Source organism: Flavobacterium psychrophilum, assembly GCA_001708385.1.
Lineage (GTDB): Bacteria > Bacteroidota > Bacteroidia > Flavobacteriales > Flavobacteriaceae > Flavobacterium > Flavobacterium psychrophilum_A.
This window is the reverse complement of record CP012388.1, coordinates 2,036,726-2,059,197: the sequence shown is the minus strand read 5'-3', so window position 1 is coordinate 2,059,197 and position 22,472 is coordinate 2,036,726. Positions and strand designations below refer to the sequence as shown.

4 protein-coding genes are annotated in these 22,472 nt (G+C 40.4%); all 4 read left to right on the top strand.

Annotated elements, in window-relative coordinates; all coding sequences use genetic code 11:
- Positions 1-907 precede the first annotated feature (907 nt).
- Positions 908-7,666, top strand: coding sequence for a hypothetical protein (locus ALW18_08925; GenBank protein AOE52620.1), 6,759 nt, complete (start codon positions 908-910; stop codon positions 7,664-7,666).
- A gap of 4 nt (positions 7,667-7,670) precedes the next feature.
- Positions 7,671-9,770 (top strand): hypothetical protein, encoded by a 2,100-nt coding sequence (locus tag ALW18_08920; GenBank protein AOE52619.1) that lies wholly within the window; start codon positions 7,671-7,673, stop codon positions 9,768-9,770.
- A 139-nt stretch (positions 9,771-9,909) separates the two neighbouring features.
- Positions 9,910-19,767 carry a hypothetical protein gene (locus ALW18_08915; protein AOE52618.1) on the top strand — a complete coding sequence of 3,286 codons (9,858 nt, stop codon included), beginning with the start codon at positions 9,910-9,912 and terminating at the stop codon, positions 19,765-19,767.
- Complete coding sequence (locus tag ALW18_08910) at positions 19,709-22,009, top strand: hypothetical protein (protein ID AOE52617.1); 2,301 nt, start codon at positions 19,709-19,711, stop codon at positions 22,007-22,009. The genes ALW18_08915 and ALW18_08910 overlap by 59 nt, the downstream gene beginning before the upstream one ends.
- The last annotated feature ends 463 nt before the right edge of the window (positions 22,010-22,472 follow it).

Sequence of the window (22,472 nt, the reverse complement as noted above, 5' to 3'; positions counted from 1 at the left end):
TCCGTGACATATTAGCAATATGTAATTCAGTTCTATTCATCAGGGTGCAAATGTATATAAATTATTAATTAACAGCGGTTAAAAATTTTATAAAACGTAATTTTTGTGAAAATGAGCATATTAAGGTGCTAAAATTATACATATTAAATAAATCTGGCTTAAGTGTATCTTTTCTTCAGGTTATATGTCATAACGTGAGGGTGGGGTAGCAGTGTGAATAATTAGATACTATAACATTGATTTAATAGTTAAAATATTACTATTTCAATTTTAGTATATAGAATTGTTTAACATATCTATTGTTTATTCCTACAATAAAAAATGCAAATGCGAGTTGCAGCTTTCACGGACTCTTAAAATTTAAATATTGATAAATAATGGAATATCTGTCAGAATCAGCTTTCAAAATTGATTGGATATGATCTCAATTGCTTCAATTAGAAGAGTAGGTATTGGAGTGTAAGTGTTTGACTTTTAAAAGAGTTGTGCTGTCGATGAAAATGAAATATAAAACGTTCAATTACAAAAAATTAACGTTTATATTACTGTGAATTTATTGACTATTCTTCATCAAAACAGGTATTTTTACGGGTGTCCGACTAATTATAAAATAGATATTTTAACAAATTTTTATCTATTATGCATAAAACCGCAACTGTTATTTTGACGTAAATTAGTTCTTAATTAACATATTTATGTAACAATTTGTTGCTTTTGTAACATTTTGAAAAATCTGTATTGTTAATTAAAATCTAAAATTTTGTAAAAATTTCAGTTATAAAATGAATATCAAGTTGAGTTTTATCGTGTTTTTATCTCCGTTTATCGAATTTAATTTTTGATAAGAATTTGTTTACATAGGTTTATTCTTTTAAGTTGATATTCGCACATTCACCATTTCCCCTAGATGAATAAAAAGAATAAAATTTTTTATTTAATATTTAGCTTTCTGCTTTGGCTTGCCGGCAGTGTTTGCGCGTATTCGCAGGTGAATATTTCTACACCTACATTTGGCTTTACACGGGCATGTGCTTCTTCATCTTTCAATTCCTTCACAGTTAACTTTTCAGTAGCCCCGGTTTTAAACCTTGGTCCCGGTAATCAGTTTATTATAGAAATGTCGGGGCCTACCGGCAGTTTTTCTACCCCAACAATTGTGGCTACGCTGCCTACAACTACCACAACGGTAGTAAGCGGTACCTTTAGTGTCCCTACTAATGCATTTGGCGAAGGGTACAGGCTTAGGGTAAGAAGTACCAATCCTGCAAAAACAAGCCCGCAAAGTGCAGCATTTCCTGCATACTATGCAATACACAATCAGCCCTATGCTATCAATAATAATATAGGGCAGGTAAATATCTGTTCGGGTACCGGCTACACACTGGCTATAGATAATACAGGTACACCGGCATCGCCGTTATATTACCCAAACCTTACCTATAAATGGTATAAGGATTATATAGAAATACCGGGTCAGACAGGCTCGTCTATAAATGTAACCGAAACAGGGAGTTACTACGTAACCACAAATTTTGGCAGCTGCGTACTTAACTCCTATTCAAATATTGTTAATGTAACAGTACAGTCTATACTCAATCCGCAAATAACAACCAATGATAATACGGGCAATCTCTGTCCGGGTGTCCCTAAACTACTCACCAGCGATGTACAGAACAGTAATTTTGTATATAAATGGTATAAAGACAATATACTAATAGCGGCGGCTTCGCAACCCACGTATCCGGCTACCGAAGCAGGAATCTACCATCTCGTAATAACAGGTGGTGGCTGTGTTTTTGAAACGAACGAAATTGAGCTGGAACCGGTAGATTTTAACCTCGATATAGATCCGTCTGCTACCACGGTTGTTATTCCCGGAGAAACCGAAATACTTACTGCCATTACAGATGCAATTAACCCTTCATACCAATGGTACAGAGATAATACGGCTATTAGCGGTGCTACGCAGGCAAGCTACAATGCTACACAAAAAGGCACTTACAAAGTGGTGGTAAATGATGCTGTTCCGTGTAATATTACTAAAGAAGCATCGGTAAACATCATATATCCTGATAGTTTTAATGTTGCAATACAATCAGATGCAGCATACCAATCGTGCGTAAGCACTGCCACAACATTAAATATCGAACAATTTAATGTGGTAACGGGAGCCCAAACTACAGGTATTCTAAATAATTCTTACGGTTACAGCTATCAGTGGTATAAAGATAATGTTGCGGTTGCAGGGGCAACTACACCACAGTTAAATGTTACAAGCCCTTTAGATAACGGAAGCTACTCCCTTACAGTTACCATTCCGGATTTTGGTGATATAACTTCAAATGCGGTAACCGTTAACCCTTCTGTAGGTAACGTTATAATATCTGGGCCAACAAGCATCTGCGAAGGTGCTATTGCACCGCTTACATCAAACATAAACAATTCTCTATATACGTACGAGTGGTATAAAGACGGATTCCTGCTTCCTGCAATACTTTCGGGCACTCTTGCTGCCGATGATGCAGGAGACTACTATCTTAAAGTTACAGGCGGTGGCTGTACATCACAGTCAAACACGATTCATATTGATATCGAACAGATAACGGTTAGCAGTACCAACCCGGTTACCGATGTTTTACTGCCCGGCCAAAACAAAACGCTAACCGTAACTACCGATGCACTGGGACCGGAATATGTGTGGTACAGAAATAATGTTGTTATTTCGGGCGCATCTTCGGCATCGTATACAGCAACTCAGGATGGTGAGTATAAAGTAGTAGTAACACAGACTCTCGGTTGTAATGCTGTTGCAGAAACTACTTTCACGCTTAACTTCCCTACAGGCTTTACGCTTACAACGGAAACAAATTCAGGATTTACACCTTGTGTTAGCACTACTGCTATGCTAAGTGTAGCTGCTTTTACGGCGCAGACACCTTTGGGTGCTGTTGATGTTACAGGCTTAGGGTACCAATACCAATGGTATAGAAACGATGTTGCTGTTATAGGAGCAACATTGGCAACGCTTACTATAAACAACGCTGCCGATAACGGAACGTATAAACTGGAAGCAACCATACCTTATTTTACTCCGGTAACATCTAACACTACAGCCGTTAACCTGGCACTTCCTGCAATTGTAATTAGTGGCGACACTACGCTTTGCGAAGGCGCTACTGTTAGCCTGACAGCAACACTGGCCGATTCAAATTATACTTATCAGTGGTTTAAAGATACAGTTGCTATAACGGGAGCAACAAGCGCAACGCTTTCGGCAGATGCCGAAGGTGCTTACTATGTTGTTGTAACAGGAGGAAGCTGTACGGCGCATTCTAATACGCTAACTGTTGATGATGCTGCTATTGCTGTAACAGTAACTGCTGCTGCCAACGATTTTATTCTTCCCGGGCAGCCAAAAACTGTAACAGTAACTACAAACGGTGTAGCGCCGCAGTTTGCGTGGTACAGAAACAATGTGCTTTTGGCAGAAACATCGGCAACGCTTACAGCAACGCAGGATGGTACTTATAAAGTTGTGGTAACACAAACATCGGGTTGTACAGTAGCTAACGAAGCTACATTTACATTGGCTTATCCGTCGGCATTTAGCCTTGTTGTCGCTGCCGATGCCAATTACATTTCGTGCGACAGCACTATTGCATCTTTAGCGGTTACCAACTTTACAGCTACAGTTACTTCAGGTAGCGTAGACGTTGCAGGCCTTGGTTACCAATACCAATGGTTTAAAGATAATACAGCGGTTGCAGGAGCAACATCGGCTACTTTAGTGATAAGCGATGCATCGCAAAACGCAAATTACAGGCTGGAAGCTACAGTACCCGATTTTGGCACAGTTACATCTAACAATCTAACTATAAACCTTGAGGTAGAAGATGTTGTTATTACCAATAATACCGCTTTGTGCGATGGTGGTACGGTAACACTTACAGCAAGCATTAACGGTTCGGGTTACGCTCACCAATGGTACAAAGATGGGGTGGCTGTTACAGGTGCTACATCGTCTACCCTTACAACTACAGATCAAGGTAACTATTACATTAATGTAACCGGAGGAATATGTGCTAAACAGTCTAACAGCATACAATTACAGATTGCGGCTATTACGGTAAACACTACAAACCCTGCTACAGATGTTATACTTCCGGGTCAGCCGAAAACACTAAGTGTTACTACCGATGCTGTTTCGCCACAGTTTGTATGGTACAAAAATGGTGCAGTTGTAACGGGAGAAACAAATGCAACGCTTAGCGCAACAACAGACGGCGAATACAGGGTAGTGGTTACTCAGGGCGCAGGATGTGCCGCTACTGCCGAAAAGATATTTACACTTACCTACCCAACAGGATTTACAGTTACCATTGCTACGAATACAGGATATACTGCATGTACAAGTACAACGGCAACGTTAAGCATAACAAGCTTTACTGCGCAAACGGCAAATGGCAATGTAGATGCTTCTACCCTTGGTTACAGCTACCAATGGTTTAAAAACGGAACTGCAGTTCCAGGTGCTGTCGCATCATCATTGGTTATTGCAGATGCTGCGCAAAACGGCGAATATACGGTTGCTGTTTCAATACCAGACTTCAGTCCGGTTAGCTCTAATACGGTAGCGGTTAATATTGCTATTCCGGCAGGATCGGTATCCATTTCCAAAAGCGGTGTGCTTTGCGAAGGATCAACAATTGTTCTATCATCAAGCCTTACAGGAGTCGGTTATACCTACCAATGGTATAAAAACGGTGCGCAACTGGCAGGTGAAACAGCGTCGACATTAACTACAGGCGATGCGGCTGATTATTACCTTATTGTAACAGCGGGCACATGTACATCGCAATCCAATACGCTTCAGATACAAAATGCTGCTATTGTAATCAACAGCAGTAATCCTTCTACAGATGTTATCCTTCCGGGGCAAACTAAAACGCTTACCGTTACTACAGATGCTGTTGCACCACAATATACATGGTACAGAAATAATGTGCTTTTAACAGAAACTTCGGCAACGCTTACAGCTACACAAAATGGTGAATATAAAGTAATAGTAATCCAGACATCGGGTTGTGCTGTTACTTCAGAAAAATTATTTACACTTAACTATCCAACAGGGTTTACGCTTACTATTGCAACTAATGCAGGGTATACTGCATGTACAAGCACAACGGCAACGTTAAGCATAACAAACTTTACTGCGCAAACAGCAAACGGCAATGTAGATGCTTCTACGCTAGGCTACACTTACCAATGGTTTAAAAACGGAACTGCGGTTGCAGGTGCTGTAGCATCATCGTTAGTTATTGCAGATGCTATGCAAAATGGCGAATATATGGTTGCTGTTTCAATACCAGACTTCAGTCCGGTTAGCTCTAATACGGCAGCGGTTAATATAGCTATTCCGGCAGGATTGGTATCCATTTCAAAAAGTGGTGTACTTTGCGCAGGATCAACAATTGTTCTTTCATCAAGCGTAACAGGAACTGGCTATACGTACCAATGGTATAAAAACGGTGTACAACTGCCAGGCGAAACAGCGTCGACATTAATTACAGGCGATGCGGGTGACTATTACCTTATTGTAACAGCGGGTACATGTACATCGCAATCCAATACGCTTCAGATACAAAATGCTACTATTGTAATCAACAGCAGTAACCCTTCTACAGATATTATCCTTCCGGGGCAAACTAAAACGCTTACCGTTACTACAGATGCTGTTGCACCGCAATATGCATGGTACAGAAATAATGTGCTTATAGCTGAAACATCGGCAACGCTTACAGCTACACAAAATGGCGAATATAAAGTAGTGGTAACCCAGACATCGGGCTGTGCTGTTACTTCAGAAAAACTATTTACACTAAACTATCCAACAGGTTTCCAGTTGACAATTGCCGCAGATGCAGGTTACACTGCCTGTACGAGTGCCGCAGTAACATTAAATGTAACAGGATTAATAGCAATAACTCCTGCTGGAAATATAAACGCTGCCAACCTGGGTTATACATACCAGTGGTACAAAGACAATTTGCCTGTGCCGGGTGCAGTATTGGCAACCTTATCGCTTAACGATTCATCTCAAAACGGAATTTATAAACTGGAAGTTACCATTCCCGAATTCGCTCCTGTGTACTCTAACGCAATTACAGTGAACCTTGGTTTTGGCCAGGTAGCTATAACTGCTGCGGGTAAGCTTTGTGGGGAGAACTCTCAGGTTGTTATAAGCAACAGTCTTACTACTACGGCTTTTGTATACACGTGGTATAAAAACGGTGTTCAGGTAACATCGGGCAACGTACCCGATTTTACCGCTACAGAAACAGGAAATTATTATGTAAGGGTAACCAACGGATCTTGCTCTGCAATATCTAACACGGTAACCATACAACAAAGTGACTTTACACTTACACCCGCCAGTCCGCTTAGCGATATAATAATTCCGGGTCAGGTTAAAAGCCTTGCTGTTGTTACAGATGCACTATTGCCAACTTTTGTATGGTACCGTAATGGTATTGTATTGGCGGGTGAGAGTACAGCATCTATTTCTGCTACCCTTGCGGGCGTATACAAAGTGGTGGTAACCCAAAACGACCAGTGTGTAATGACCAAAGAACTGGTGTTTGAACTGGTTAATCCGTCAGGCTTTGCACTTACTGTAGCAGCAGAATCGTATGAAAAATGTGTAGATACACAGGCGATATTATACATAGCAGAATTTAAGGCGGTTACAGCGCCGGGATTTGTAAACCTTATAGGCAACAATTACGACTATGACTACCAATGGTATAAAAACGGTGCCATTATAGGCGGAGCTACTCAAATAGCGTACACCGCTACCGAAACAGGAATTTATACGCTTGAGGTGAATATACCTGATTTTGGAATAGTAACATCTAACGGTATCGCTGTTGAGCTTGCTTTTGTTAGCGGGGTTACAATTGATATGGATGGCGCGTTTTGTGCCGATGGTACAGAAGTTACATTGTTTAGCGACGTGACTAATGCTGAATATTTGTATACATGGTATCATAACGGTACGAGCCTTATAGGTGGGTCTGCGCCATCTATTACGGCTAGCGAAAAAGGCAGCTATTATCTGGAGGTTAGCTACAACGGATGTACTATAACATCTAATACAATTGTATTACAGCCATATGATATGGACCTGATTACTATTAGCGTAGGCGAAAATGTAGAAATACCGGAAAACACAAGTATTACTGTTACTGCCGGTGGTGCAGAGAGCTATGTGTGGTTCTTAAACGGGACTCAGATTGGTAACGGCCCGAGTATAGAAGTTAGTGAACCCGGAACGTATACCCTTGTTGCGACAGTAGGAGAATGTGAGGTTACAAAACAGTTTGTAGTGAGCATTAAAGAGAATAACCTTATTGCCATTCCTAACCTTATTTCGCCAAACAACGATGGTAAGAATGATAAATGGTCGTTGCCATTACAATATTTAAATGAAGATACAGAAGTTGTTGTATATGCACCCGATGGCACAATTGTACTTAGGGCTACACACTACAATAACAGCTGGCCTGATAGCGATTTTACATGGTCGCAGAAAAACCCAGTATACTATTACACGATAATGGTAAATAATAAAATTACCCGTAGGGGCTCTATAACAATTATACAGTAAGCTTATGATAAAAAAATACGCTGCCTTACTGCTTCTGTTATTTATAAGTGCATTTAATATTTTAAATGCGCAGGATGCCCCTGTGCTAACCTTTAGCGTTCCGTACCAAAACAATGTAAGATATAACAGGTTTTTGGTAAACCCTGCTTTTTCTTTTGTTAGGGAAGACAATACTTATATAACCCTGTACCACCGTAACCAGTGGGTACAGTATGACGATTCTCCTAAAATGTACATGCTGTCGTACAACGGCAAATTTACCGATAGAGCCGGTTTTGGGTTTGGTATCTATCAGCAAAGGCTGGGTGTTATAAGCAGTTTTGGCGGTATTGCCAACTATGCCTATAACGTAAAAATTAAAGATAAGTTTAATGTTACGCTGGGCTTTAACGTAGCGTATTATAACAGTGGTATCGATAAGAACAGGACAATTACCGAAGAGCCTGATCCGGTGCTTATGGCCATGCGAAATAATTCTCTGGTAAGCATAAAGCCGGGTATCAATGTGGGCTACAAAGGTTTTGATGTTGGTTTTTATGCCGAGAATTTTGTGGATTACGATTTTAAATCGGCAGGTATGGCAAAGCTGTTTACAAACAAAACCTACTCAGGTCATTTTATGTACACCTACCCAATTGCCAATGGTAAAGATCTTTTTAAAGACAGCGATCTAAGGCTGATGCTTCGCGGTAAAACAAGCGAAGAATTCGGGTTTGGGCTTGGCGGTTCGTTAATGGCAAACTTTCCAAGTTTCGGATGGCTTCAGACAGGTATAGACGATTATTATGGGGTAGCTATAGGAGCAGGTTTTCATTTTACCAAAAGACTTTCTTTAGGATATACGTTTGAAAGGACAACCAAAGAAGGATTGGTAAACCTGGGGCCAACGCACGAAATCACAATGATTTTTGCCTTTAAAGACAGGGAAGTAGCAAAGAAACAACTGCTTGAAGAACAAAATAAGCCTAAAGATACACTGGCCGCGATTGAGGAAAAACTGAAAGAAGATCTTATAAAACCTAAAGACTCTATCGAGGTAAAAAGAGATTCTATAGCTGCAGCCGAAAAAGCAGATGCTTCTTTTGACAGGAAAGCAGAACTGGAGAAGCTTAAACTGGATATGGACAGCGATAACCAGCATCTTATAGATGCTTTAATAAAAGAAGATTCGGTAGCTAAAATACGAAAAACTGAGTTTGACCAAAAGGTAAAAAACCTTAAGGAATATGCCGAAAAGGAAAAGGCAGCCAAAGAACAGGCAGGAGAAAACAAACCGCTGGAACTTAAAAATATCAAGCAGGGAAAAAGGATTGCCGACCCTAAAACGCTTGAAGATCTTAAACATGCCGAAGACGGATACTATATAGTTTCCAAAGACATTAAGGCAAAAGACAGCGACAAAGCAGTAAAAATAGAAAAGCGTAAAACGTTTACCGAAGCTGCAAATACTGCCGGAAAGAAAAGGGAGTCGGGTAAAGAAAAGGGTGTGTATATAGTACACGTAGATAACAACCCTAACCCGGAACTGGAAGAACAGATAAACGAAAGTAATAACAAACCAATAACAAACACCTTACAAAATGAAACCCCACAAAAAAACCAGCCGAGGGAAACCTCGATCTCATTATCAAGGCCTCGCGATATAGCAGCAGAGACCGGATCGGAGGCAAAAGAAGGAGTTAAAAATACTTCATCGGCAACACCCGAAAAACCACGGGAGGGACTATTTTCGTTATCCCACCCGCGTGATATTAAAGAAGAATCTTTAAAAACGGAAGAGGATATTAAAGAATTTTATTCAGGCAAAACCGCAAAGCCAAGGGAAACTGTTAAGAAAGTGAACAGGCTGTCGGTTGAAGGCATGGAACCGGGCTTTTATATTATAGCCAATGTGTTTTCGGGACAGGAAAACGCAGAGAATTTCGTCAACAAAATGGGCGAAAGAGGTTTAAAAGCCGGGATATTTTTAAATCCTAAAAACAATTTCAGGTATGTGTACTTAAAAAAACACTACACCTGGCGGGAGGCACTGATCTCGTACTATTCAAACGTAGACAATACTTATTTTGACTCGATTTGGATTATGAGCATCAATACCAACTAACACTAAAGAATATCAAAAAGAAAACACCAAGAAACACCTAAAAACTACCAAAAACCCAATGCATCATCTTACACTAAAAAAGTTAAGGATAACCATCCTACTGGGGGTATTATTGTCTTGTTTTGCTGTACAGGCACAAGTGCCGGTAAACTTTTCTAAAAGAAAACAGTACACAATTAAGGGCGATATGACAATGATTGCCAATAATATTGTAAACAGGAATGTAAACGGTAGTCCCAACAATTCCTATAATACAACAGGGGATAATTCGTCATATAATGACAATGTAGACATGTACTATATTGATATTGATAACGATAATAGTACTACCAGCTCAAGTAAGGCTACATTGTCTATACCAGACCCTTTGTGTAGTAAGGTAGTATATGCAGCATTATACTGGTCGGCAACTTATGCTAATACCAGCAATAGGGAAGATATTACCAAGATAAAGTTTAAGGTTAAAAACGGTGCTTATCAGAATATTACCGGAAATGTAATTTACAACGGTTACAACACCCCTGCTTTTGGCAGTAATGGAGTATATGCCTGCTACGCAGATGTAACGAGTTACCTTTCTACACTAACAAATCCTAATGGCGAGTATACAGTCGCAAACATAAAGTCTAGTCAGGGAAAAGTTTCCGGTGGTGTTTCGGGAGGATGGACATTATTTGTGATATATGAAAACCCTTCAATGCCGGGTAAGTATATTACGTCATTTGACGGCTTTGCTGGTGTACATGAAAACCTTGGTGCAGTGAATATTGATTATAACGGGTTCATTACTGTACCGGCTCCTCAGCCGGTTAATGCTAAAATGATAGCCGCTGCCTTAGAGGGCGACAATAGGATTACTGGTGACAGGCTTAGAATAAAAGCGGGTAACTCTACTGGTTTCACAACGCTTAAGAACGATAAAAATCCGCAAAATAACTTTTTCAATAGCAGTATTACGGTACTTGATGCGCTGGACCAGTCTGTAAATTTCTCAGACAGAACACCAAAAAGTGTGAATACACTAGGGTATGATTCGGATATTATAAAACTGGATTCAGGGGTTATACCCAATTCGGCAACGTCTGCGACAGTTGAAATAACATCAAGTGGAGATAGTTACTACATGTTCTTTAATGCATTAAGTATAGACGTTATTGAACCAGATATTACAATTGTAAAGACGGTACAGAGACCAAGTGGTGAAAACTGGGCAGGAAAAAATGTAGATCTTGGATGGGTTTTACAGTATAAGCTGACGTTTAATAATACAGGGAAAGATGACGCTCATAATTTTACAATAAAAGATGTATTGCCGCCAAATACAAGTTTAAGATCGGTAAATTTTAGCGATGTGCCCGATGCTTCTTATGTTCCGGGTGCAGTTCCGGGTGAAATTATCATTTCAATACCCGATAAATATGTTACTAAAGAAAGTGGGAACGGCGAGCATTATATAATAATTGAAGTAAAAGTAGCAGAAAACTGCAACGACTTTACAGATGCCTGTGCGAACAGGATTGCAAATATTGCATATGCAACCTATAGTGGTATAAAGAACTCTAACGTTATTTCAGATGACCCCAGCGTTGCCGGTATTGGTGCCTGTAATAGGCCGGAAGAAGGGCCTGCAAACTTTATAGTAGATATTTCCCGATGCGAATTTAGAAGGTCGGAAATTATTTGTGGCGGAACTTTAAATATTAGTGCCGGAGCCGGATATGGACAATATGAATGGTATTTAAAAGATCCTGGCGGAAATACTGCAAATGATATCCCTATGGGCAATACACAACAGATAACGGTTACAGTGCCCGGTGAATATTATGTAAAAACAACACCAATTGCACCTTGTCTTGTAGGAACAGAAGAATACATTACAGTAAAGAATTTTAATGACCTTTCTTTAATTAATCCTGTTGCAGCCGTTGCAGATAAAGAGGAAAGGTGCGAAAATAATAATCTTTTAATTCCGAAGATATTTTTATGTGGCTTTAACGACAGTCGCTTTATACCAAGTAATATTTCTTCGGGTACTGTAAGATGGCAAAAACTTGATAAAACAGCGCCTGGTTGTAATGTAAGCCTTCCGGATCCATGTCCGCAAAACCAATGTATGACCGGATGGAATACCGTTTTTACAGGGCCAAACTATACTGTTGAAAACGATGGTGAATATCGTATAGAAGTTGACCAGAATGGCTGTCGCAGCTATTACTATTTTAAGGTTTCTAAAAACCTTCTTAACCCAACTATAGAGGTTAAAGATGTTATTTGTGGTAATCCTGGAGAGATAAAAGTTTTGGGTGTTCCTGCTCAAAATTATCAGATAAGACTTCTTGATCAGGATACAGGAACTGTGCTTGTAGATTATCCAAATACTAATCCGGTATTTCCCGTTTCTGCGCTTGGCGTCTATACCGTAGAAATAAAACAAACCGATGTGCCTGCGGGATCTATCGGTTGTGAGTTTAAGCTTAAAGATATTGGTGTACAATCCAGAGCAATAAGAGTTGTACCAGTTGTTACCGACAAAACGTGTGTATTACCCGGAAGTATTACGTTAAGGGTATTAGACGTAAAACCGGAATATACGTACCTGCTTAAAGGTGGGCCTAACAATATACAAATAGGACCAATAGGACCTCAGGCGAGTAATATTTATTCGTTTGACGATCTTCTTCCCGGTTCTTATTATGTTGAAGTAACAACGGATGACTGTACCTATACCAACACTTTTGTAATAAATGATTACAGCAATCCGCAAATAACTGCATATGTACGCCCTCATGTATCGTGCGATCCCGGTCTTGTAAACTTTGAAGTTACAGGTGGTAAGTCGCCATTTACTTATGCCATATATAGTTTTAATGATGTTCTTAAGGATCCGCAATTAGAGGATTATATATTAATAAATCCGGCTGAGGTTGAATTGGCAGAAATTGGCAAATATGTATTTATTGTTAAAGATGCCAACGGCTGTACAGCAATTTCTGAACCTGTAATTATAGAAAATGTACCGGGAGTAAAATATACATATACATCTCAAAATATTTTATGCCAGGGAGGTACAGATGGGAGTATTACGTTTGCAATAACAGCAACTGGTGCACACGCTATATCTTTTGAGTTAGTTGACCCATTAGATCCTGAAACAATACTTAAGACCAATGCGACAGGGCAGTTTACCGGCCTTACAGCAGGAGATTATATTGTAAATGTTGTACAGACAGGCAGCAATAATACCTGTAAGTTTCCGGTAAACTTTACCATTACAGAGCCGGCTGCATTAGTGGTTGGTGCAGCAACAGTAATACAGCAATATACATGTACTACGACTGCAACCATATCTTTTGATGCTTCTACGGTATCGGGAGGTACAGCTCCTTATACATATAGCATTAATGGTACTGCCTTTGCCGGCACCACTACGTTTACCGGACTTACTGCGGGTACGTATAAAGTTACGGTAAAAGATGCAAGTGGATGTACAATACAAACTCCTGCTATAACCGTTGATCCTTTAACCCCCGTAACTGCCATTACCTTTACGGCAACCGATGTAGAATGCCCTTCGCTTACATCAGATGTTACCCTTGCGGCTACAGGTGGTTTCGGAGCGTTAACATATAAAATTATTGCACCTGCAGGTAAAGAGGTAGACAATACGTCTAACCCTCTGTTTACAGGATTGGATGCAGATACCTATACTTTTGAAGTTACCGATGCCAAAGGCTGTGTGTATACACAAAACTATGTAATAGACCCTATAACGCCTGTTACGGTTACTGCGCAAAAGATAAAAGATATAGAATGCCTTGGTGATACAAATGGCTCGCTTACTTTTACAGTAGGTGGTGCTGCAACGTATGATTATACAGTTATAGCAACAGGACCCGGCACTGCCGTTCCTGCTGTTACAGGCGAAACAAATGCTACAATTACCATTACAGATCTTGCCGCCGGAACCTATACTGTTACAGTACAAGACCCTGTAACAAAATGTACAGACGATGCTACAATTACAATAGATGCTCCTCTATCAGCCTTATCAGTAACCGAGACTGTAGTGCAACCTACGTGTACTACTGGTGGTAGTATTACTGTTAATGCAACAAATGGATGGGGTAACTATACTTACATACTTTCAAATGGTACAACTACCATAACACAATCTAACCCTGAATTTACAGACCTGGCTAACGGCACGTATGAACTTGAAGTAAAAGACCTTAACGGATGCCCTTATTCTGCTACTATTACATTAAATGCTGCCGTTTCTCCGGTAGTATCAATAGTTACAGCATCAACAGATTTATGTTATGATGCCGATGGCGCTTCGGCTACAGTTGCAGTAAATGCAGGAACGGGTAAAGCACCTTTTAGATACAGTATTAACGGAGGTACTACTTATCAGGCATCTGAAACTTTTGCAGGCCTTGTACCGGGAAGCTATACAATCACAGTACTGGATGCCAACAACTGTACGGATGATGTGCAGTTTGATATAAACAACCGATTATTGGTTAGCGGAGACTTAAAAACAGCCTTTGATTGTGAACCTGCTCCAGATAATAGGGCAGTGGTTGAAGCAACTATAACAGGAGGTAAAGCTCCTTACAAGTACCAGGTATCTAACAGTAACCTAAACGGAGGTGCTTACGGATCGCTAATTACAGCGGGCAGTGCTACTGTAACTCTTGATATTGCCCCTGCCGATTTTGGCGATTACAAAATAAAGATTATAGATGCTGCCGGATGTACGGTAGAAACGAGCGCAATTAATGTTCCGCAGTTAAGCCAGCCGGAAATAACGTTACTTAAACCAACTAATATATTATGTAATGGAGCCAGTACAGGTGCTATACAAGTTGATATAGATACAACCAAAGGCCTTGCTCCTTATGTAATTAACGTTAGCACTGCCACTCACGATTATGGTACACAGACAACGGGGCTTCCGGCAGGAGATTATACGGTAAAAGTTACCGATAGCAATGGCTGTAGCGTTACCGATACTGCATCTATTACAGAGCTTCCAGCTATAACTTTCCTTACAACAGAAGACAACATTCGTTGTATTGAAGATCCTGATAATCCGGGAACAAATATTTCTGCCGGAAAAATCAGGATACATACTGTTGCAGGGGGTACAGCTCCGTACACCTATGAACTTACTAACAATTTTGGATACTCTGCTGTTCCGGTAACTACATCTACAGCTTCCCATGAGTTTATAATTTTAAATTACGGTATTTATCAGGTTGTTATAAAAGATGCTAACGGCTGTACCGCTGTTAAGCAGAATATTATCATGGCTTCGCCTCCTAATCAGCTTGACATTAATATAGACACTACATGGCCATCTACCTGTGCAGGTGGAGGTAAAGCGGTTGTAACTGTTGGTGCGGCAATAACTAGTGATAATTACGAATTTGCTATACTGGAGACAAATGAATACCCTTACTCTACAGACTGGAAACAGGCTGATGATCCTGACGATGCACCTAGAACAGCTTCGTTTACAGGTCTTGTTCCTGGAGTAATCTATACGTTTGTTGTATATGATAAGGATACACGTTGTCACTACTTTGAAACGGCTAAAATTACTGATGTTACACCATCTGATCTGGTAGTTAATATACTTGCTGTAAACGATGTTGCCTGTAAAGGTGCGGGTAACGGTAATGTAATATTCAACTTTAGTGGATTTGATAGTGGTGCTTCGCAGGTAACATATCAGGTATATAGGGCACAGTCTAATACAGCTGTTACAGGGATACAGGATGCAACATTAACCCCGTCAGGTACTATAACCGATACATTAACTGGATTGACACCGGGTGTTTATTACATCCAGTTCCAGGAAGTTGGGGGTCTGCATGCAGGCTGTAAAATGGCTTCCGCACAATTTACAATTACCGAATCTGTAAACGAATTATTAGTTAATGCAGAAGCTAAAAACGCAAATTGTAATCCTAATTCCGGCGAAATAACGATTACAGGCCAGGGTGGTGCAGGTGATTATAGCTATCAGGTTGTAATCGATGGAGCTCCTCAGCCTACTACATGGGTTTCTACCAATATGTTTAAGAGAAATAGCGGAAATTATGATGCTTACATAAAAGATGCTAATAACTGTATTGTAAAAGCAGATATTTTTGTACCTCTGGACGCTACACCTGTAGTAACTGCATCTGTAGCTACACAGTGTAATACCGAAGATGGAAGCTACACGATTAATGTAGCAAGAACTAGTAACGCAAGTCCGGCACCATTTACATATAGCATAAATGGAGCCGCTTTCCAGGCTAAGGCCGATACCTTTACCTATGATAACCTTACTTCAGGTACGTATCAAATAAGAATAAAAGATGGTAATGGATGTATATTCCAGGCGGCAGACGTAATCATACATGAACCGTTAGACCTTATGGCATCGGTATCTACACAACCAACTTGTGATGATAACGATGGCGAAATAACGGTGACAGGTATTGGTGGTTCTGCGACAGCAAACTACGAATACGAGTTGCAGGGTGCTGTTACAGTGGCAGCACAGCCGTCTAATATTTTTACAGGTTTAAAAGCGGGAGATTATACCGTTATTATACATGATACTACTACAAACTGTACTGCTCAGGCAGATGTAACCCTTGAAAAAGCCATCGAGGTAGATTTTACGCTTACAAAAACAGATGTTATTTGTAACGGTGGCAATACAGGTACTGTTACAGCTAAACTGGATGTGACTAGTACAGATCTTCCATATACATATAGTATAGCGAATGTTGCCGGTACATATACACACAATAATGTTAATAACCCGGTATTTACAGGCCTTGAGGCAGATGATTATATTGTCACGGTAACATCGGGCAAAAAATGTACAAAAGATGTAGCAATAACTGTAGGAGAACCGGATGCACTGGTTGCCAATGCTACAGCTACAGCATTTGAATGTGCTACAGACAATACCGTAAAAACATCTCTTGTTACTATTACAGCAACAGGAGGAAAAGGTACTTACAGATACAGCAGGGATGGTAGTAATTATATAACGTCTAATACTTTTGAAGTAATAGATAACGGAAGCACTCAAAGTGTGACGGTCTACGTAAAAGATGCCAACAACTGCGTTAATTCTTATAACTTTAATATAGATCCGCTTCCTGCAATGGGTACATTTACCCTTAACACGGTAACTGCTATGACGTGTACAAATGATGCACTTGTTGAGGTTGCAGTGTCAGGTGGCTCAGGCAACTTTAAATTCGAAATGCTGCCTTCGGGAACATTGGGTACAGCTTTACCTGTTCCTGATGTACGTAAATCGAGATTTACACTTACAGAAGTAGGAACATATACTTTTAAAGTTACCGACCTTGATACAGATTGTACAAAAACCCTAACACATACCATCGCACCATTTAATACTATAGAAGTAGAAGCTGTTAGCGCTACGGCTGTAAATTGTTATGGCGCAAGCGACGGTTCGATCACGATAAACGTATCGGGTTATACGGGTGCTTATAATTATGAAGTGTACAACGGAACAACAAACGTAGCAAGCGGCACAGGCGATTTCGCGGTTAATCCGTTTGAAATTAACGGTGTACCTGCGGGCAATTTATTCGTAAGGATAATAGCTACCGATACGCCATTCTGTTCTGCCGATACAGCAATAATTACAGTACCATCTCCGGCAGAACCGTTAAATCTTCCGTCTATTATAACTGCAAATGTTACCTGTAGTAATGACAAAGGTGAAATTTCGGCACAGGCTAAAGGAGGCTGGGGTACGTATCAGTATAAGCTGGAAAGAACGATACCTTTTTACGAATTGGTTCAGGATTTTGATTTCAATAGTGCATTTACAGCACTTGAAGAAGGAAGTTATACACTTACAGTTAAAGACAGTAGTGGTTGCGAATACAGCGAAACGGTTGACCTGGTTCGCCCGACACCGATTACTGCTAATATTATAGCCTCTGATACCGATGTATCGTGTTACGGCGATGGTGGTATAACAGTTCAGGCCACCAATGTATCAGGAGGGCGTGGTGTATACCAATATGCGCTTAATACCTACGATATTGCCGGCACTGCAATTGCAACAACGACAGGCGGACAAACGAGCCCTGTGTTTACAGACCTTCGTGCAGGAATTTACTCAATTATAGTAACCGATGGATGGAGTTGTGATGTAGAGACAACTAAAGTTACTATTAACCAGCCCGAACCTCTTGTAGTGGGACTCTCATTAGACAAGGGCTTTACTTGTGATACTGATGCCCAGCTAATTATCTCGGCAACCGGAGGCACTGCTCCATATCGCTATAGCACAACAGTTAATGGTACATATACAGCGTTTACCAATGGCGACACCAGTACTATAGATATAACTGCAAGTGGCACTTACAAATACCTAGTTAAAGATGCTAATGATTGTACTGCAGTATTTACCAATTCGGTTGCAATACCTGCTGTACAACCTATAAACATTAAACTAAACTTTGCAGGCGCAGTAATTAACTGTGCAGGAGAAAATTCAGCCGAAATTTCAGCCGTAGCAACGGCTGGGCTTGGCAATTATGAGTATGCTCTTTACAATGTAACAGCAAATACTACAACAGCTTATCAACCAAGCGGTGTATTCCCGGGACTTTCTAAAGGCACTTACCGTATTTTAGTAAAAAGCGGCGATTGCGATGCTACTTCGGCAGATGTGATTATAGAAGAACCGGAACCGTTTGTAGTGACACCTCAAGCTACAGATATTGTTTGTTTTGGAGAAGTTAACGGAAAGATTACAATTACAACTACAGGTGGTACGGGCAAGGTACAATACGCCATTTCTCCAAACCTTAATGAGTTTGTAGATACTAACGTTTTCCAGTTCCTTAAAGAAGGATTCTATGATGTTATTGCACAGGACGCTAACGGCTGTTTCGAGATACATAGGGTAGAGATAAAAGAACCTAAAGAAATAGAAGCGAATGTAACCAAAGTTACTAACGAAACCTGTTTAGGTGCTAACGACGGAACAATAGCTGTTAGCATAAAAGGTGGTACAGGTGACTATGTAATTAGCCTTGATGAAAACGGCCCTTACGTGCCGGTAACAGGATCTACTTATTTATTAGAAGGTCTTCCGGCAGGAACGAGTACAATCTACGTAAAAGACGAAAATGGTTGTTCGCTTAATCCACCTATTGATAATGAAATATTACAAGGTGTAGACCTACAGCCATCGGCAGAGGTAAGTGTAACATGTGATAATAATACACCTGCAAACAATGTAACAATTACTATAAATTCTGCTGTAGATACTACAAATGTTGAATATTCTATAGATGGTACAACTTACCAGCCATCTAACGAATTTTTAAACGTATCCCTTGCCGCGGGTACACATACAGCCCATATAAGACATACTGACGGTGACGGACTTATTTGTATAAAAACAGATGACTTTGTTTTAACAGATTACGATGCTTTAACAGCTACGGCAGATGTTACTACAGAAGTGCTTTGTTACGGTGAAGCCACAGGAAAAATAACTGTAACAGCTTCTTACGGAACAGCGCCTATAAAGTTTGCAATTTCTGATGAGGTTGCTCCGGTATTCGTCGATAGCGACTATGGAATTGAGGATGTTTTTGAAAACCTTCCGGCAGGAAATTATACTATCAGTGTAAAAGACAGCATAGGTTGTGAAATTGTTATCACAAAAACTATTATAGAGCCAACAGCTGCTCTTATAGCTACGGCAGTTTCTACTAATGAAATCTGTATTGGTGCGAACGATGGAACAATCACCATCACCGCGCAGGACGGTTCAGGTCCGTATGAGTCAAGAATCCGTTCTACGGATGCTTTCTCCACAGATATGACCTACACCGACCTTACACCGGGCAGCTATACAGTAGAGGTAAAAGATGCAAACCGATTGTACTTACACTATCCCTACAGCAATAGAGATCGAAGAAGGTGTTGACATTCAGGGTGACGCTAAAATTGAGGAGGTATGTACAGCTAATGTACCGGGTACTATTGTAACAATAGATGTAAACCCGTCGGCGGTAGTAACTCCAAATTGTGTAAATAATGCGCCAAATAATGATGTAGCGATAAATATCGCTGCAGGTGTTACAGGTAATGTAATGTATTCAATAAACGGTACAGATTACTTTAACTCAAATATATTTACAAATGTTGGCCTGACAGCAGGTACATATACTGCTTATGTTAAGCATGATAACGGATGTGTGCAGACAACTACGTTCACTATAGATGCACATACACCAATTGATGCAACGGCAGCAGTTACAGAAAATGTATTATGTTTTGGAGCAGCTACAGGAGAAATTACTGTAACGGCTGCAGGAGGTACAACGCCGCTTCAGTATGCTATAAGCCCTGCTTATGTGTACGGGCCGTCTAATGTGTTTACCGGACTTGCCGCAGGTGAATATATCGTTCGTGTAAAAGACAGTATTGGTTGTGAGTTTACTACATCAGTTGTAACCGTTACCGAACCAACAGCCGCTCTTACAGCTATAGCAGTTCCGACTAATGAAATTTGTATCGGTGCGAACGATGGAAAAATCACCATCACCGCTCAGGACGGTACGGGTCCTTATGAGTCAAGAATCCGTTCTACGGATGCTTTCTCCACAGATATGACCTACACCGACCTTACACCCGGCAGCTATACAATAGAAGTAAAAGACGCCAACGATTGTACTTTCACTATCCCTACAACAGTAGAGATCGAAGAAGGTGTAACCCTTAACGCATCTTTAGATATTCAAACTACCTGTAATAGTAATACAATAGGCAATGTTGTGTTTGTACTTGTAAATCCGGATGTACAGGATGATGTGGAATACGCTCTTGACGGCGGTGCTTTCCAGGATCCGTTAACAGCAGAGTTTATTGACCTTGCCGATGGCAGCCACACTATTATCGTAAGGCATGAAAATACCTGTGAACAGACACTAAACTTTACGATTACCAGCCCTGATAATATCACGGCATCTGCATCAGCTACGGCTAACGTACTTTGCTATGGTGGTACAGGCGGTATAATAGAGGTTACTGCTACAGGTGGCACAGGGACATTGTTATACAGTATATCTGATGCGACACCTCCTGTATTTGCAGATTACATCTCATCGAATGTGTTTGGTGATCTTGCAGCAGGTACGTATACCATTAGTGTTATGGATGATAATGTAGGTTGCGAAACGCAGCTATCGGTTACAATTACACAACCGGCGGCAGCATTAGCAGCTAAGTTGGCTCATACCGATGAAATATGTTTTGATGATGAGAATGGTACAATCACTGTAGATATTACAGGTGGAACTGAACCTTACCAAATAAGCCTTAATGGTGATGTTTACGAAACAGTATCAGCAACACATGAGTTTACCTCACTTCCTGACGGGACCTATACTGTAGATGTAAAAGATGCTAACGATTGTGCAATAGCACAGTTTACACAAGTAATACAAAATGGTGTTAACATGCAGCCATCGGCAGTAGTAACTCCAAATTGTGTAAACAATGCGCCAGATAATGATGTAGTGATAAATATTGCGACAGGTGTTACAGGTACGGTAACATACTCAATAAACGGTACAGATTACTTTGCCTCAAATATATTTACAAATGTTGGCCTGACATCTGGTACATATACTGCTTATGTTAAGCATGCTAACGGATGTGTGCAGGCAACTACATACACGATAGATGAACATGCACCAATTGATGCAACGGCAGCAGTTACAGAAAATGTATTATGTTTTGGAGCAGCTACAGGAGAAATTACTGTTACGGCTACCGGAGGTACAACACCGCTTGAGTATGCTATAAGCCCTGCTTATGTATACGGGTCGTCTAATGTGTTTACCGGACTTGAGGCAGGTACCTACAATGTAAAAGTTAAAGATGCAATATCTTGCGAAGTTACAACTACATCTGTAACGGTTACACAACCGGCGGCAGCATTGGCGGCTACATTGGCCCATACCGACGAGATTTGTTTTGATGGTAACGATGGTACGCTGACTGTAAATATTACAGGGGGAACCATACCTTATGAAGTAAGTATTAATGGAGGAACTTATACAACAGCAACTGTCTACACCGACCTTACACCCGGCAGCTATACAGTAGAGGTAAAAGATGCAAACGATTGTACTATATCTCATCCCTGCAGCAATAGAAATTGAAGAAGGTGTTGACATTCAGGCGTCGACGCTAATAATTGAGGAGGTATGTACAGCTAATGTACCGGGTACTGATCGTAACAATAGATGTAAACCCATGTGTTGGTAGCAGATGTAACTTACTCTCTTGACAGTACTGCACCAGGTTAGCTACAAGCACAATAAACGAATGTTAACTTTACAGATGGAGGATCTCACATTGTGTATGTAAAACATACTAATGGTTGTATTTTCGAAGTGCCATTTACGATTAACAACCTGGTACCTGTTAGTGCAAACGCATCGGCAACAGCAGCTGTACTTTGCTATGGCGGTACAAATGGTGTTATAGAATGTAGCAGCTACAGGTGGAATTACAGGGACATTACAATATTCAATCTCAAAAAATACAACCCCACCTGCTTTTGGAACATACCAAGACGATAAAGAGTTTACCGGCCTTACCGCAGGTGAATATGTTATCCGT

Coding starts and splice junctions, on each gene's coding strand:
- ALW18_08920 (AOE52619.1), top strand. CDS start 7,671: ATGATAAAAAAATACGCTGCCTTACTGCTTCTGTTATTTATAAGTGCA.
- ALW18_08910 (AOE52617.1), top strand. CDS start 19,709: ATGCAAACCGATTGTACTTACACTATCCCTACAGCAATAGAGATCGAA.
- ALW18_08925 (AOE52620.1), top strand. CDS start 908: ATGAATAAAAAGAATAAAATTTTTTATTTAATATTTAGCTTTCTGCTT.